The sequence below is a fragment of the Mariniblastus fucicola genome (assembly GCF_008087665.1).
GTDB classification, from domain to species: Bacteria; Planctomycetota; Planctomycetia; order Pirellulales; family Pirellulaceae; genus Mariniblastus; species Mariniblastus fucicola.
Map to the genome: position 1 here is coordinate 207,896 of NZ_CP042912.1, position 14,144 is coordinate 222,039.

The following is a 14,144-nucleotide window of genomic DNA, read 5'->3' on the forward strand; positions in this document are numbered from 1 at the left end:
ATCGATTTTCGTTTGTTTTGATCAAATTGTCGCAATTGAAAACAACCCTGCAAGGGTCATTGAACATTTACTCGACAGGAGCTGCCTCAATGATAATCGGATTCGAATCTTCTTCGGTCGCTTTGTTTGTTTTCTGATACAGCGGAAGCAGCCGATGTCGAACTTCCAGCGACAACAGATTCATCGTCGTCACGTAAATTCGACCTCCGAAGGGGGCCCAACGGTCCGGAACTGGTGAATAAGGATCCCAACTACCTGCATTGTCACCTGCCTTTTCCTGGGTCCGAATCAGCAACGGTCGCAGCGCCGCATTCCACTTCTGCCACGCCGGCCCATCGACATGCTTCAGCACTTGGGTTGCGTAATACCAATAGTAGGTGTCCCGCAGCCGAACGGTTTCACCTGGCATCTGCTGATTGACCAGATAGTTCGCTCCTGAAATCAGTCTGGGGTCATCCCGTTCCCAGCCCGTATAGATCCTCATCAACAGCCCAACAGCCGTCATGCTGGGCGTGGCGTTGCGACCCTGGATTCTCGAAACGCCCTGCGAGTTGACGGCGTAGGGGTTGTAGCGATACAGCGACTCGTTGGCCGGATCGGCGGCCACGGCAAGCCACTTTGCAATCGAAACGAACGTCTCGTCTTCCACTTTCAGGCCCGCCAACCTTCCGCTCTGCAACGCCATCACCATCCAGCCGGAAACGGACGTATCCGAAGACCGCTTCTTCATCTCAGAAAAATATCGCCAACCGCCTTTGTTTGGGTGCTGCGAGTCAGCGATGAAGTCGAGCGCCTTTTGGGCAGGCTCTTTCAGCTTCGGATCCTGTGTCATCCCATAGGCTTCCGTCAAAGCAAGCGCTGCGATGCCGTGACTGTACAGACGGCAAGCATTGTTTGAGTTTTCATCGGACGAAAGATAAAGCAGTCCGTCTTCGCCCTGATTGTCGATCAGCCATTGGATCGCGTGATTGATTTGCCTCGCGTACTTGAACTCACGATGATTGTAGCCCGCACCCTGAAACGCGAGCACCGCAAGACCCGTCGCCGCCATGTCGCTGTCGAGTTGACGTTGGTGCAGGCGATGTTCGGTATCGAAACGAGTCAACGACCAGCTTCCGTCAGGCAATTGGTACCTCGCCAAAAACTCCAGCCCAAGATTAATCGCGGCTTCGGTTTTCGGTTCAGCCTGGCTTTGGGCCATTCCGGGAGTTCGCTGGCGAAAGGCTTCTTTGGCAACCGTCGCGGTTGGGTTCATCGCTGGCGCACCGCCAAAATCATCCTTTCGAAAACGAGTCTCCAGTTCCGGTTGGATCTGTCGACTGGTTTCTGACGCGGGACGCATGTTGACTCCGGCTCTTACGTCGGGAGTCATCGCCAGCCCGGCAGGACCTTCAATCGCATCGACTTCGAGTTCGAAACCGGCGTCCGATTGCCGAGACTCGTCGCGGGACATACGTACGTCGGCGATGTCGCTATCGATTGTCTCAGTAGCCGCCGCGGAACCCGTTCCTTCAGTTGTCGACGGCGCCGTCAGAGAAACCTCAGGCGAAATGTTGGGCGCGGTTTCTGAGCGATTGCGAGCGGTCGCGTTCGAGGCGCGAGCAAGCTTACGTTTTGAGGTTTCGGATTCCGACGGTTGGCTGCGTCGAGAGAGCGCTCCTTCGACCACCGGTGCTGAAGTTGCCGCCTGAGCAGCCATTCGCGTCGCGGTTTGCCCCAACAGGTCAGCTGCCGCAATCGCTCCGCCGCTCGAAGGCGATCGTGTCACTACATCTGCCTCGCTGGCCATGCCATCATCTGCCATCGCACCGCCGTCGGTTCCTTCCGCCGGGTTATTGTCCTCGTCCAGGTTCGGAGCTCGGGCCACACGGTCTGCCGAACTGCCGAGCAGCTTCCGCAAGCGATTGGCCTCCTCTTCGTCTTCTTCGTCACCGTCTCCGTCGGCAATCTGATTCAAGATCTGTTCCAGTCGCGAACGCATATCCTCCCTGGCCGACTCACGGCGGTTGGCGGCCAACTGCGGCGCAACACCGCTGCCTTGCTCTGCCGTTGGGGCCACGTCAGGCGCAGCGGCATGGTCGCTGACTCGCGAATCCGTGCCTTCGCTGCGTTGTTCCAGTTCCGCCATCCCCGTCGGTTCCTCGCTGATGGAAGAATCAGGCGCTGAAGCCGATTCGCGCGGTGCAGCCGTAGCAGCAACTTCCGCTGCAGCCAATGCAGGCCTGACTTCCGATTCCGCAGTCGAACGACGGGTTAGCGTAGGGCTCAGGTTGGCAACTTCTGGCGATCCGCCGCCAGAAAGTCGTCGCCGTTGGGCTTCAGCCACGACTTTGGTCGGCCCAAGATTCACCGGAGCAGCACCTTTTTCGATCGCAACCTTCTCTCGCGATTCACGCGACGCCGAAGTAATGTCGGCAGCAGACGATTCGGCAGTTTCCATCGATGGCGACTTCGCACCCGCGATTTTGGCGACCGCGGAAGTGTTGACCTTGAAGGCACTCGTTGGACGCGGCGCTTCCGCAGTCGATCGGCGAATCGTCGACGCCTGCGAGTTAGTCAACATTTGAGTCCGCGATGTCGGACTTTGTTCCTTTCGGTTCAGCATCGCATCGGAAGCCCGAACGGCAGGGCTGGGAAGTCCGCCCTGGCCAGTCTGCAGATTCTGTTGAGCGACCGCGCCGGCGTTTCCTTTTTGTCCTTTGGTGATCGACAGCGTCCGCGACTCAAGCGATTCGCTGTTCGAAGATGAAGTTGGGTTGGGGGCTGGTCGGTTGACGGGTTCAACCGAACGCATCGTTGGAGCATCGTTGGTCGCCAGCCTTGTTGAGCTGGATTCCGCGAGCGGATTGGTGACGGTGGGACGGCTGGGGTTTTCGCGACGAACGATCGTCGTCTTTTTCGGCTGAGCTTTTTTCTTTCGCGTCAACGGCGAAGGCAGCTTGCTGGTCGATGCGGTTTCGCTGCGCCGTGGTCGACGTGTTAGCTGCCCTGCGGCTTCGGCTGGATTGAGCTCAGAAGGAGTTTTGGCTACGTTCGCTTTCGAAGTTGGTCGCGGCGTGCTTTTGGCGGGCTGTTTGCGGACTTCTGCTTCAGCACGAACGACGCGGGCTCGCGATTGATTTGGTCGATCCGCAGCTTTCGTCTCGCGAGACGCGGTTTGCGTCAGCCGGGAGTTGTTGGAGCGAGTCGCCCGGGAATCGGCCTTCGGCATGCTTCGTTTGGCGACCGATGTCTGAGCCGTCTCGCGCGGCTGGACGTCTTTGACGACTTTTCGGTCTGACGACGTCGAGGACGATCGACTGATGTTGTCGGCTTCTGCCGCGGCAGTGACGGACTCGCTCGGTGTCGGCGTGTCAGGTTTTTCGGCTGGCGAGGGACGAGAGACCGCGATCGAGCTTTCTGTGGCTTCCGTGGCCTTCGATACAGTGCTGCTTTTTTCCTCGCGTGACATTCGGTTGCGCCGAAGCTGGGAAAGAGCTTCATCGAGGCGGGGAACGGTTCGTTCGGTCGTTTCTCTTCGACGTGTCTGCGGCGATACAGTGGGTTTTGATTCCTTGACCGGAATCGGTTGTTCGGCAGACGTCACCTGTGACTCGCGCCGCTTGATCTCGACGTCGGGTTCTGGAGTGTTGTCAGGTTTGGTGACCGGAATCGAAACGGAGCTGTTCTGATTTGTGAACTCGATGGTGCGAACGTTGCGTTTGGTGACGCGATTCCAGTTTTTCTTGACGCCACTGTTGAAGATCAGGACCAGGGAAGCCGCGATCAGAATCAGTAGGTGGCCGGCGAGAGAAACAATCAGCGAAAATTGCAACGTGCGTCGCAGTTTCGAGTCGCCCATTTGCGACAACAGAAACAGGGCGCCTGCCGTCATCGCCGGCAACACCAGCAGGCTCAGCCACATCCACGGTCCGGTCAACAGCGTGAGGATGGCTCCGAATCCAATCGCCGATAACACGCAGAGCGCAACCACGACCGGCCAGAACTGATCGTCGAAAGCATCGACGCGTCCCGGGCTGATTCGTTTGATGGTGCGTTGAGTTGACATGTTTTGGGGAGCGTAGGAAATGGCGACACAGGTTTCTGGCCAGCGATTGTGTAACGTTCACGGGCGGGAAGGCTGTGCCATACAGGTTACGAATCGTCGATGGTAGCAGTGAATTCGTTGATGCCGACTTTCTTACACAGACTGATAGCCGTGGCGACCTGCTCCCAATTGGTTTCCTTGTCACCGCGGATGACAACGGTTTGGGTTAGTGGATTGTTCGCCTGGGCGCGGCGCAAAATTTGCTCGACCTGTTCGAGTTGGCGAAAGCCACCGTCGATGAAGAATCGCCCCTCGCGATCGATGTTGATCACCAGTTCATCGGGCTGCATCGAAGACGGCAACGCTTCGGTCACGCTCGGCAAATTCAAATCCAGCTCGCGTTCTTCTTCCGAAAATCGCGACGACACCAGAAAGAAGATCAGCAACAGAAATACGACGTCGATCAGCGGCGTGATGCTTAGCGAACTGATCGCCGACGTGCGTTTGATTTTGACGCTCATCGAGACCTCCGCGACGGTGGTTCCGGGATCGGCGGATAGTCTCCGTCGCCGATATTCTCGGACGGTTCCACAACGGCGTCCTCATCGGCCGGAATGCCTGTCGTGAACCTTAATTTGCCCTCGTATCGCTCGAATTGTGGCAACATGTTGAAACACAATTCTTCGATCTCGTTGAGAAGCTGAACGATTCGATTCTCGAAGTAATGAGACAGGACTGCGGCCGGGATCGCGATCAACAGTCCCGTCATCGTCGTCACCAAAGCCGTGTAAATTCCTTGAGCCAGTGCTTCTGCCCGGTTCTGTCCAACAACCAGTTGTGTGGTGTCGTAGAAAGCCTGCGTGATTCCCCAAACCGTTCCCAGCAGTCCGATCAACGGCGCGATCGCTGCGGCCAGCGTCAGCCATGAACTGACCTGGGCGAGGCGTGTTGCTTCGCGTTGAGCGGCTTCGGAAACCGCGGATTCCAGTTCCGCCTGCGGTCGGCCGACTTTTACCAGCAGCGATCGAAAAATATACGACGCCGACGAAGGGTAGCGTTGGCAGGCCTGGTAGGCTCGCCGCGGATCGAGTCCGCCTTCCGACTGGGTTAGCGAAGAAAGCTGCTTGACCAACTCGGGCGGGAAAATTTTCTCTCGACGGAGTGCCAGGAAGCGTTCCACACTGATCGTGGCGACCAGAATCGATAACAACAACAGCGGCACCATGAACCAGCCACCACGCGTCAACAGTCGCAACAGACTGATGCCGCTCGGTTTGACCTCCTCTGGCGACCCCCGGTCGATGGGCATTTCAGCTTCGCCTGCCGTGTCCGCGTTTGCCGCCACGTTCGCATCGGATTCCTGAATCGGCGCGGCGACGGAGTATCGCGATGCGGCAAAGGCCAGCATTGACGTGGCGATCAACAACAGGATCAGCCAGCGCATTGGATTCGCATGAGTTTCGTTCGACATGGACTTCACGTGAGATACATTTTCGAGTTGTTAGTTGGCAAACTTTTCTTTGAGAGCGTTCAGTTTGCTGATCTGTTTGTTAGCTTCCGCGGCGAGGGCGTGTTCGGGGAATCGGGTGACAAGGTACTGGTATCGATCGATGGCCTTCCCGACGAGGATAACTTTGTCCACGCTTTTGGCCTCATTGATTTGGACCATGTAACAACGTGCTGCTTCGTAAGAAGCGTAGGCCTGCCAGGATTTGACTTCTGCGGGAGCCAGACTTCCGCCATAGCCGTAATAGACGTTGCCATAGGCTTCGATGGCTTCGTTGAAACGCTGCTTGGAAGTTATTGTGTCGCCTGCCTTGGCAGCGTCGACGGCTTGTTTGAAAAAGATGTCGCCAAGGAGCGCTTTCGCATGAGCACCGGTTTCGCCGTCCGCGAGCGAAGCGTCATCCAGCGGACCACTTGCCGCGTCAAGTTCCCCAATCGCAACTTTCGCGATGCCGAATTCCAATTGGGCTTCCTGCTTGACAGATTCAGTGACGTCCGGCATCTCGATCAATGCCTGCGCCATCTCGGCAGCCTGCACAAAGTTCTTTGTTTTGTTTCCGGCCCGCGCCCCGTTGAGCAGCGTCGGCGACGTGTATTTCTTGACCCGTTCATCAAGTTGCGAGTACTCCTCGATCACCGGTTTGGCGACGGTGTACGCCTCGAAGGCTTCATCGAAGTCGTTAGAACGCCATGCACATTGGGCGATCATATAGCGGCCGTCGGCATATAGTTTTCCGTTCGGGAATTCCTCGGCCTGCTTCTTGAACTGGGCTCCGGCGGCATCGAAGTCCTCTTTCTTGTAGTGACACCAGCCGAGTTTATACCGGGACTTCTCGCGGATCTCGTCGCGAGCCGAATCCGAACCTGCGGCAGTGTAATGCTCGATCGCCGTGTCGAAGTCTTTTTCGTTATAGGCCTGCGAGCCCAGCAAGAAATGAGCTTCCGGAGCAAAAGTGCTGGTGGGATAAACTTCAACGAGTTTCGCGAACGAGACCAACGAATCATCCGGTTCTCCGTTTTCCCGTTGAGCCCACGCCAGCTCGTACCAAACTTTGTCGGCGTCAGGCGTGTCCGCTGTCAAGGCATCTGTCATCGACGAAAACGTCGCCACGGCGTTGGGCCAATCGCCGCTGTCAACGTAGGCCAGTCCAAGTTGATACGTGGCCTTGCGGATGGTTTCTTCACCCGTCGCGGTTTCCACCAACTGCTTCAAACCAGCGATGGATTCCTCCGTGTTGCCCGACATTCGAAGCGCGTTGGTGCGTCCGAGAGTGGCATTTTGAGTCAGTTCATGTTTCGGATATTTCTCGAGGAAGTCAGCAAAACGTTTTGCGGCATCCTCACCGTCATCGTTTTCAACCGCCGCGTAGCCAGCGCGATAGATGGCGAATGGCGTCAGTTCGCTGTCAACAAACTTGGTCGCCAGTAGATCAAAATTGCGGATGGCGCGATCGTACTGTTTGACTTCCAAAGACTCATCGCCGACGGCGTAAAGTGCACGACCAACGATGTCGTTCGGGTTCTTGGGAAAGGCTTCGATCATCGTCGTCGCGGTTTGTTCGGCTTCGTCGAATTTCGAAAGTTTCAGCTGGGCGTTCACGAGCGCGAGCATGACTTCGGGCGTTCGATTCCACTTGCGATCAATGTCCAAAGATTGTTGCAGCTTCTCCGCAGCCTCTTCGTACTGGCCGTTTTGAAAATGGCTCGATCCAATCCAGTGCAACGACTCCGCTTTGTGCTGAGGCAACGTAATCGATGCGTCCTGCTTCTCCAGCCACTGAATCGTTTCGTCGAAATTGCCTTGCAGATACGAAGCAAATCCTGCACGCGTGATCCACCATGACAGATCTTTCTTGTTGCCCTGAAAATCGGTCGCGAGATTGCGGAATACCGCCTCGGCCTCGCGGTGTTGGCCCTTCATCAACAACGAATCACCAAGCACTTCCCACATACCGGCCAGCAGTTCATCGCCGGGATAATCTTCTTCAAATGCTTTTGCCTGGTCGATCGCTTTGTTGTAGTCGTTCGACTCATAGTTGCTGAACGCGGACCAATAAAGACATTTGGGGGCCAGAGGATGGCTGGGATACTTACTCGCAATGTCCGCATAAAGATTCGATGACAGGCTCGCCAATTCCGGCACGCCACGGCTGGCATTAGCACGATCCAGCAACACGTCGACCTCCAGTGGATGACCTTTGATTTTGGTTGACCATTCTTCGGTCAGATCAAATGCTTCTTGGCTGCGACCAGCATCGATCAGCCACAATGCCAGTTCGTGCACGGCATCAACAGCGAAAGAAGACGTGGAGTTAATCGCAGATTTTAAAGCCGCCGTGCCGCGATCTTTGTCGCCGGCTTTGAGCCATGAGCTTCCAGCAAGCACGAGTGCTTTTTCACGCAGCTCCGAGCTTTTGATCTGCGACACCGATTCAAAAAGCTCGGCGGCTTTCGCATCGTCACCCAGATACATCGAACAAGACGCATCCAGGAAAATCGCGTCGTCCCTGGCGTCATAGTGCTCGTCCGCGATTACTTCCGCAAGAATGGCCTTGGCGTCCCGAAACTTCTTGTTCGCGACTTCGATGTCGTCTTTTTTGAGTTGTTGAATTCCGAAGTTGATCAACGATTCCGCATAGTTCAGATTGGTGTCATTCAGCAGCGGGTGGCCCTTTTCCTTGTCGACGACAGTGCGAATGCGATCGTACCAGCGGCCGGCGTCTTCGAACTCGTTCTCTTTCAGTGAAAGCCTACCCAGTGCGTACATGGACTCAATTCGCAAGTCGTTGTCCTGAATCTCGACGGACTGTTCGTAGGCTGTCTTTGCGTCGTCATTTTGACCAAGTTCTTCAAAAGCTTTGCCGCGGTAATGGGCTGCGGCTCCGGCCTGAGGAGAATCGCTGTGGTTCAACAGAACCGTGTTCAGATCATTGGCTGCCGTCGTGTACTGGCTGGAACTTTCGTCCGGATCGCTTTCGGCCAGGCGACGACCTTCCATGATCCGGCTGTAACCCAACGCCAACAGCATTTCGGGAATGGCGGGTGATTCATCCTCCTGCATGATGGGCAGCGCTTTTTTGAATGCAAGGATCGCGCTACCATAGTCTTCCAAGTTGTAGCAACAGTTGCCGAGGTTGTACCAGGCTTTGCGAGAGGCTTTGGATTCCGGATAAGTGTCAAGAATCTCTTGCCATAACTTACGAGCAAATTCATAGTCTTTCTCGTTCTGCGCGTTGGCCGCAGTTTGTTCCAGATCGTATGCTTTCTTGTCGGTCTTGGATTCCTGAGCGACCAATGGCGAAGCAACCAATCCGGCGAGGAGCATCCAGCCAGTCAACAAAGCAAAATTCAGCACACCATTCAATGAAAGCGTTTGTTGTCGTACCATTTGAGAGCTCTGTTCCGGATCGTTTCCAAATCAATAAACGCAGTCAGACGCAAAGTCTGAAACTGACCAGCGAAGTCGGACCTACAGTATGCCATGAGCTACCCCGGAGTTGGCGAATTCGATTCGGCAAAACGGGCTCAAGGCCGAGAATTTTCACAAGCTTTAACGTTTGCCAAGAATGAATAACGGCTCCGACAAAACGAAGTCTCAGCACACGATTCGCCTGCGCGGCCCCTGCCATTTGTTGTGGATGCAAAATGGTACGCAGCAAGCCACCGTTCGGGTTCAGGTTCCTTGCGAAATTTCGCCCGATTTGTTCGAACTGTCAGCCGTTTCTGCGGAAGACAGTTTCGTTTTGCGCCGAAGTTTTGCCAAACCGACGCGATTGGAACGGTCGCAAAGCGTGACACTTGAGTTGAACAATTTCGAGGGAGCTCAACGAGTCCTGTTGAACCGTGGAAAAGATTCAGAATTGGCGCAAGGTTTCGAGTCGGGTTACGTTTCGTTGGAAGTCGGCCATGCATTGATCGCGCAGAACCGTTTGGAAGTTGAGTTTCCTTCCTTGCCGTCGGTTGCTGGTGAGATTCAGCTGGTGATCCAGCAGTAGCGCAGGCAGCACTATGCCATCACGTTGACCAGCGTTCCAATCGGCTCGATCGTGATACTGACTTCGTCACCTGACTGCAAACAAAAATCATCTGCAGGAACGATCCCGGTTCCGGTCATCAGAAAACAACCCTGGGGGTGGTCGTTGTTGGAAAACAGATAGCCGACCAACTCTTCGAGCGAGCGTTTCATTTGCGACAGCGTTGTGCTGTCAGAAACAATCTCTTTGCCGTCACGTTTGATGCTCAGGGCGATGCCCGTTTCCGGATCCAGTGGCTGATCAGAAATAAAAATGCCCGGTCCGATCGCGGCGCAATTCCTGAACGATTTGGCTTGCGGCAAGTACAGCGGATTCTCGCCTTCGATGTCGCGACAGCTCAGGTCATTGCCAACGGTGTAGCCAATGATTTTTCCGCCAGCAGAAACTGCGAGCGTGAGTTCTGGTTCGGGAACGATCCACTTTGAATCATCGCGCAGATGCATTGAACCACCGTGACCAACAGTGCGGATCGCCGTTGCCTTGAAGAAGATCTCAGGCCGATCGGCATCGTACACGCGGTCGTAAAAGTCTCCTCCGCCAGCATCCTTGGATTCGTCCATTCGCGCAGTTTTGCTGCGAAAGTACGTCACGCCCGAAGCCCAAATCTCCTGATCCACAAGCGGGGCAAGAAGGTCGAGTTGTTCTTTGTCTAACGCCGCCTCAGGTTCGGAGCTTTCGATCAGGCCACGCAAAGATGCAGAAAGATTGTCGTCAAGAAACAGCTCGTTCCACGACTTGTCGATGCGATACAGGTTTCCATTCGCTTCGACGATCGGGGATTCTTCGGTTCGATAAAGATGCATTGGATTTGAAATGTGGTCGCGATACAGGTCAGTTCGTGGCCCGGTATCATACACCAAATCCAACGCGATTATTTATTGCTGCTGAAGTGAGTCTGGCTCATTCAGACGTTTTCGATCGACTCAATTTCTTCTTTGACGGCTGTGATTCTGCGGACCCACGATGAGTGACCGGTGTCTCTGAACTTGGTCGCTTCGGCCTGAGCCTGTTCCCGGCTGTTGTATACACCAAACGCGACGACATGCCATTCGCGATTTGAACTCCACTTCCGATAGATCGCATAGTCGCCGTTTTGGCTGCGTTCATTAACGAAATCCTGGGCCTCTTCGTAGGTCGCTGCGAACATCAATTGCAGCGTGTAGCAGTTGTCGTCCTGCTCGCGCAGCCATTTTGCATCTTTGGTGTCCGAGACAGTCGCGTAGTAATCGAAGACTTCATCTTCCAGTTTGGCTTCTACTTTTGCTGCGACGTTTCCTTTTGGTAATTCCGTCGTTCCGGTCTCTTTCAGTTTTTTCAGTTTGTCCAGCGGGCGTAACTCACGAGTAAGATCGTTGCGTGTGTTTGAGCTCTCTGGTTCGTCATCGACCAGTTCTTCAATTGAACTTGGATGTCCATATTGGAATCCCTGAACCAGTTCGAATCCAAGTTGCTGCAACGTTTCGTGTTCGGCTTCAGTTTCCACGTACTCGGCCATCGGAGTGATGCCCAGTTCGGTAACCATTTTGACCATCGCAGCAACAAGTCGCTGTCGTTGCTTGTCAGCTCGGTCGATTCCCTGGATCAAGGCACAGTCGAACTTGATGACGTCCGGATCCATTTTGCTGAGTTCCGCCAGTCGAATCTGACCAGCTCCAAAATCGTGGAGTACCAGTTGCACGTCGAGGTCTTTGACGACTTTGAACATCTCGGCGTAAGTTTCAGGCGTGTAGAGCACGTGCTCTGAAAGCTCCAGCATGATCGGCCGCGACGGGAATTTGTTGCGGATCTCGCGGAGTGACTCCTGAATTTCAACACAGTCCATTTCCGCCGGGTGTGTATTGACGAACAACATCATCTCAGCCGGGAGAACTGATTCCGCGGCTTCGATTCCACGCAAACGCAACGCGCGGCTGAGCTCGGATTCTTTTTCCAGATCGGTCGCGATTGCGAACATCTGGTCAGGCGTCTTCAGTCCAAACAGCCGACTGCGGCCCAGAACTTCGTAGCCAATCCGCTGTTTTGAATTGCCAGAGATGTTGTAGATCGGCTGGAAGAAAGGAACGACGCCGTTCTTCAGCAGACGTTCGAATCGCTCTTCGGTGGTTTCTGGAATCGCAAGCTCCGCAGGGTTGCCGACGATCGTCTGTTCCGGCGCGCTGTCTTTACCGATGCAAGCCACGGTAAATGTTGACTGACCAAACTGAACGGTATCTCCATCCTTCAGCGTTGTTCTGGCACGAATTTTTGATCCGTTGACGAACGTTCCGTTGGTGCTGTTGAGGTCTTCGATTAACAACTGATTGCCTTCCTGAAGAAGCTCCGCATGCAATCCAGAAACATTGCGACAGTTCAGGCAAAGATCAAATCCTTCGCGGCGACCAATCCGAAACGGAGGTGTGATCGTGATGCGTGGTGGTATGCCCGCTTCAGGTTCTTTGGCGATGAGATACCAGGTCGATTCGGTGATTAGAAATGTTTGCATTTGACCGGACTTGTTACATGAGTTCTCGAATTCAATTGCGCGAAACTGAGGCCCGCGCAGCGAAGCATGGAGAAATCTAGGTCTCGCCAAATGCGAAGTCGGAAGCAAATCGTCGCAAACCGTCAGCTGTCCAGACGTCGATTCGTGGTCGTAGGGGCGGTGTCGGTCGTAATGAGTTTCTGTGGAGGACGCTCCCTCAGAAAGCCCTACAATCCGATCAACGGAATTAAGTACCACAGCCCAAGTGCCAGTAAAAATCCGACAACCGATACAACGGTCGAGATAACGGTCCAGGTCTGAAACGTTTGCTTCTCTGTCATCAGCATGTAGCGGCTGACCATCCAGAATCCACTGTCGTTGACGTGCGACACGGCTGACGCTCCTGCTGCAATCGCGACGACGACCAGTGCCAGTTGAGGTTGCGAAAGTCCTTCCGCCATGCCAGACATCAATCCACCAGCGGTCACCATCGCAACCGTGGCCGATCCTTGAGCGACTCGAACGAAAACCGCGAACAGATAGGCCAGCACGAGGACGTGAATGCCCCAGTTCTCACAGGCAATACTTAGCGCTTCGCTAACTCCGCTGGCGCCCATAATGCCTTTGAAGACTCCTCCGGCCCCCGTGATCAAAATGATGATCCCCGCCGGACCGAGCGATTTGGTCGTCACGTCCATCAATACGGACTTGTCATAGCCGCGGCCATAGCCGAGGTAAATCAGCGCCCCAAGCGTCGCCAACAGCAGCGCGATAATCGGATGTCCAAGAAACAAAAGCGTCTTGGTGATCGTGTTCGACTCTGAGATTTTGGTTTTGACGGCGCTCTCGTAAGCCGACTTTCTGGCCTTGGCGTTTGTTTGCTGTTCCGGTTCGAGTGACTCCACGATCGCCGCGCGTTCGATGTCCTTGGCAACATTCTCTTTGACGATCGTGCCGACCAGAATCAACAGGATTGGCAATCCGATCAGCACGAGAATCGACGTCAGGCTTGGCAAGCTTGCATCGTTCTCTGTCGCGGCGACTTCCGCATCGGCAATTTCTTCCGGCGGAGCAATGTAAAGTTTTTCGGCCATTCGTTTGGGAACCAGAATGCCACCGATGATTGCTGTGGGAAATCCTACGATGCATCCAAACAGAATCACCCAGCCCAGCCCCACGCCCATCTCGTAGGCCACCCAAACAGGTCCCGGCGTCGGCGGCACGAATGCGTGAGTCACCATTAAACCTGCCAGCAACGGTAGCCCAAACGCCAGAACGGACTTACCGGTCTTTCTGGACAGCGCGTAAAGAATCGGAGCAATGATGACCAGTGCCACGTCCAGGAAAACCGGAATCGAAATAATGAAACCGGTGACAACCATCGCCCACGACGCTCGCTTCTCTCCGAAAATTCGCAACAAAGATTTCGCCAGGCTCTGAGCTCCTCCGGAATGTTCAAGCAACGACCCGAAGATGGCTCCCAGCCCAATAATCGTGGCAATAAAGCCCAGGCTCGAACCCATGCCGGACTGAATCTGGCCGCCAATTGTGGCTAGCTCCAGCGTCCCCGCTCCATTGGTCAGTTCTTTCGATGACCCAATGGCCACGAACAGGCTGGCAAGGATCAACGCCAGAAAAGCCTGCATTCGGAGCTTGAGAATCAGAAACAGCAGCACGAAAACAGACAGCACCAACAGCGTCAGCAAATATGTGAGCGAAAGACTCTGGCTGGAATCCTGAAGGGCAACCAGAAACGTGGACAGTGGCATAGCGTTGGACTCCCGGAGCGATAGCGTTCCACACCATGTTACGTCGAATGAGTGCCCTTCGACAGCCTGCACCGGTTGAAAAACTGTCAATGCGGGTCGGGCATTGTTTCAGCCAACAGAAAGCCACGGTCGTCGAATCTGGCGGCGGAACACAACGTAAAAAGTCAGCCATCGCGCCAGCGACATCGAAATCATGCCGGCATGGTCAGGCTGGAAACAGTCTGATTTCACAACGATCAGACTCGGTCGATCACCCAGCCAAATTTTTGGCAAGCATGAAATTCTTCCTTCGAAGATTTGCAGTGAGAACAGAAAGTCACCGTCGGAATCGAGTGAACTGGCACGCC

Annotated in this window: 8 protein-coding genes; 1 reads left to right on the forward strand and 7 read right to left on the reverse strand. The window is 54.7% G+C overall.

Features of this window, described 5'->3' with window-relative positions; genetic code table 11:
* Positions 1 to 67: 67 nt before the first annotated feature.
* The 4 genes from MFFC18_RS00825 to MFFC18_RS00840 all read right to left on the reverse strand — a co-directional run bounded on the left by MFFC18_RS00825 (position 68) and on the right by MFFC18_RS00840 (position 8,921).
* Positions 68 to 4,048 (reverse strand): prenyltransferase/squalene oxidase repeat-containing protein, encoded by a 3,981-nt coding sequence (locus MFFC18_RS00825; RefSeq protein WP_075082646.1) that lies wholly within the window; start codon positions 4,046 to 4,048, stop codon positions 68 to 70.
* A gap of 86 nt (positions 4,049 to 4,134) precedes the next feature.
* Positions 4,135 to 4,548, reverse strand: a complete 414-nt coding sequence (locus tag MFFC18_RS00830) for an ExbD/TolR family protein (RefSeq protein WP_075082645.1) — start codon at positions 4,546 to 4,548, stop codon at positions 4,135 to 4,137.
* Entirely contained in the window at positions 4,545 to 5,498 is a 954-nt protein-coding gene (locus MFFC18_RS00835) for a MotA/TolQ/ExbB proton channel family protein (protein WP_075082644.1), read from the reverse strand. Before MFFC18_RS00835 ends, MFFC18_RS00830 begins: the two co-directional genes overlap by 4 nt.
* 30 nt (positions 5,499 to 5,528) lie before the next feature.
* Positions 5,529 to 8,921, reverse strand: coding sequence for a tetratricopeptide repeat protein (locus MFFC18_RS00840; protein ID WP_075082643.1), 3,393 nt, complete (start codon positions 8,919 to 8,921; stop codon positions 5,529 to 5,531).
* 178 nt (positions 8,922 to 9,099) lie between these two features.
* On the opposite strand from MFFC18_RS00840, the gene MFFC18_RS00845 reads away from it, so the two are divergent.
* On the forward strand, positions 9,100 to 9,528 hold the full coding sequence (locus tag MFFC18_RS00845) for a hypothetical protein (RefSeq protein WP_075082642.1): 429 nt from the start codon (positions 9,100 to 9,102) through the stop codon (positions 9,526 to 9,528).
* A gap of 11 nt (positions 9,529 to 9,539) precedes the next feature.
* Here the strand turns inward: MFFC18_RS00845 and MFFC18_RS00850 are convergent, their stop codons facing one another.
* From MFFC18_RS00850 to MFFC18_RS00860, 3 genes are all read right to left on the reverse strand, one after another.
* Positions 9,540 to 10,370: a fumarylacetoacetate hydrolase family protein gene (locus MFFC18_RS00850; RefSeq protein WP_075082641.1), complete on the reverse strand. Its 831-nt coding sequence runs from the start codon at positions 10,368 to 10,370 to the stop codon at positions 9,540 to 9,542.
* A gap of 101 nt (positions 10,371 to 10,471) precedes the next feature.
* Positions 10,472 to 12,049 (reverse strand): EAL domain-containing protein, encoded by a 1,578-nt coding sequence (locus MFFC18_RS00855; protein WP_075082640.1) that lies wholly within the window; start codon positions 12,047 to 12,049, stop codon positions 10,472 to 10,474.
* A 206-nt stretch (positions 12,050 to 12,255) separates the two neighbouring features.
* Positions 12,256 to 13,797 carry a GntP family permease gene (locus tag MFFC18_RS00860; RefSeq protein ID WP_075082639.1) on the reverse strand — a complete coding sequence of 514 codons (1,542 nt, stop codon included), beginning with the start codon at positions 13,795 to 13,797 and terminating at the stop codon, positions 12,256 to 12,258.
* Between the last annotated feature and the right edge of the window lie 347 nt (positions 13,798 to 14,144).

Excerpts from the sequence above, each read along its gene's own strand:
- MFFC18_RS00825 (WP_075082646.1), bottom strand. The coding sequence starts at position 4,048 with ATGTCAACTCAACGCACCATCAAACGAATCAGCCCGGGACGCGTCGAT.
- MFFC18_RS00830 (WP_075082645.1), bottom strand. The coding sequence starts at position 4,548 with ATGAGCGTCAAAATCAAACGCACGTCGGCGATCAGTTCGCTAAGCATC.
- MFFC18_RS00835 (WP_075082644.1), bottom strand. The coding sequence starts at position 5,498 with ATGTCGAACGAAACTCATGCGAATCCAATGCGCTGGCTGATCCTGTTG.
- MFFC18_RS00840 (WP_075082643.1), bottom strand. The coding sequence starts at position 8,921 with ATGGTACGACAACAAACGCTTTCATTGAATGGTGTGCTGAATTTTGCT.
- MFFC18_RS00845 (WP_075082642.1), top strand. The coding sequence starts at position 9,100 with ATGAATAACGGCTCCGACAAAACGAAGTCTCAGCACACGATTCGCCTG.
- MFFC18_RS00850 (WP_075082641.1), bottom strand. The coding sequence starts at position 10,370 with ATGCATCTTTATCGAACCGAAGAATCCCCGATCGTCGAAGCGAATGGA.
- MFFC18_RS00855 (WP_075082640.1), bottom strand. The coding sequence starts at position 12,049 with ATGCAAACATTTCTAATCACCGAATCGACCTGGTATCTCATCGCCAAA.
- MFFC18_RS00860 (WP_075082639.1), bottom strand. The coding sequence starts at position 13,797 with ATGCCACTGTCCACGTTTCTGGTTGCCCTTCAGGATTCCAGCCAGAGT.